The following is a 1,623-nucleotide window of genomic DNA, read 5'->3' as shown; positions in this document are numbered from 1 at the left end:
TTGTGTTGGCGCGAGGCCTCAGCGAACAGGTCGAACTTCAGGGCGCTACGGGGAGTGATCATGGCAAAGGATGGAGCACGCGTTCTCGATCAACAAGGGACCGGATGGGTTTTGAGAGGTTCCCGAGATACTAGGTTCCTGTTGGAACCGCAGCAGCGATCTTCTAGCTTTCTCGCATTAACTTGTAGGCCATGAAGAAGATTACATCCGGATCTACAGTAGACTATACATTTTTTTACAAACGAGGATCGAGTGATGAGGGGAAATTTTGAAGGTAACAGACGGATTTTTGCTGTTCTTTTTGCATTGTCCGTAGCTTTTAGTCTCGTAGGTTGTGGCACGCCAACTGGTCTAACCATCGACTATGCACCCAGTTCAACCAAAACAGCTCAGGGAAATATCAATGTCGGCGATTTCAAATACTCCGCAGTAAATCCGAAGACTTCACAACCCATGCCGCAGGACGTGATTCGGAATACGGCCATGGGAGAGATCAAGCTGGATCGCGATGTATCGAAATTCGTGCGAGATGCCGTTTTTAACGAGTTGCGCTTTGTCGGTGTGAAGATTGTCCCGGCGGGCATACTGTTGACCGGAGATATTGAAGAATTTTTCATTGACGATCTCGGCTACAGTATTGATTGGACATATAGGGTTAAATATAAACTCGAAGACAAAACAACGGGCAAAACCGTTTATACATCGGTTAAGACCATTCAGCGCAAGACCAATAAATTTGGAAATCCTCTGGGAATTCTAAAAGAAAATATCAAGATGAGCGTTGAAGAACTCCTCGAAGACCCGGAGTTTATTAAAGCGATCAATTAACCGCTTTCCGATAAGCGCTGTGCGTAACATATAAATGACCCGCGTATGCGGGTCATTTCTCTTTGGGGAAGTATTCGGCGATAAGCAAAGCGCACCTCCGGCCTGTTCGCGGTATACGAGCTTTTACGCAATGCGACCTTTGAAAGATTGTTATGCCTGTTGTGCTGGAGCAGACGCCAGCGTCAACTGGGCTGTGCTGCTGAGCGGCAGTTTTTGGCCCATTGCCGCCTTTAAGGTTTCCAGAAAGCCGCCGTTCACGGCAGGACGCGTCCGCTTTGCAGAAGCTCTAGCATCCGGCCATTGCATACACCCTGAAACTATGTTGCTCAAAGACTTTCCCCTTGCCTGGCGTTGGATGGACGAAAGTACGCGCTGCTGCCGCAAGATGTCCTTCGCGAATTGAGCCCCAGACATCGAAGCAGGCAGGCAGGCTTTCCGGCAATCACTTGCATTCAATGGCTCGGTTGGTCTGAGCGAGCGAATGTTCTCGCTCCCACGGATTGAAACTGGAGAGGGCGTCCCGGAGCATGTGACTGACTGGCTGCTCAACTGCCATGAAAACAAGGAGACCCGCGTGGTTCTCTCATGGCAGCCAAGTACTGCCGTTGTAACGACCTGGGGAATATTCGCGAGCTACTGGGACGCATTCTGCTCCCCGGCATCTGACGACCTAAGGAAGCTCTGCACAAAACACGCACGAACGTGCTGATGCCTTGAGCCAGTTGGAACGCGATGGGCCAACCCCTGATTTATCTCAGCTCCGGTGCCTGTGGCACGAACTGGCGGCCTGAATGG

1 protein-coding gene is annotated in these 1,623 nt (G+C 50.6%); it reads left to right on the top strand.

The genetic code is table 11. From position 1 onward, the window contains the following. The first annotated feature begins 255 nt into the window (after nucleotides 1-255). Nucleotides 256-828: a hypothetical protein gene (locus AVAK2825_RS24630; protein WP_284403113.1), complete on the top strand. Its 573-nt coding sequence runs from the start codon at nucleotides 256-258 to the stop codon at nucleotides 826-828. Nucleotides 829-1,623 lie beyond the last annotated feature (795 nt).

Origin of the sequence: Acidovorax sp. SUPP2825, assembly GCF_030158995.1 — a bacterium.
Classification (GTDB): Bacteria; Pseudomonadota; Gammaproteobacteria; order Burkholderiales; family Burkholderiaceae_C; genus Paracidovorax.
The sequence above is the reverse complement of the archived record's forward strand: the minus strand, read 5'-3'. Positions and strand labels throughout refer to the sequence as shown.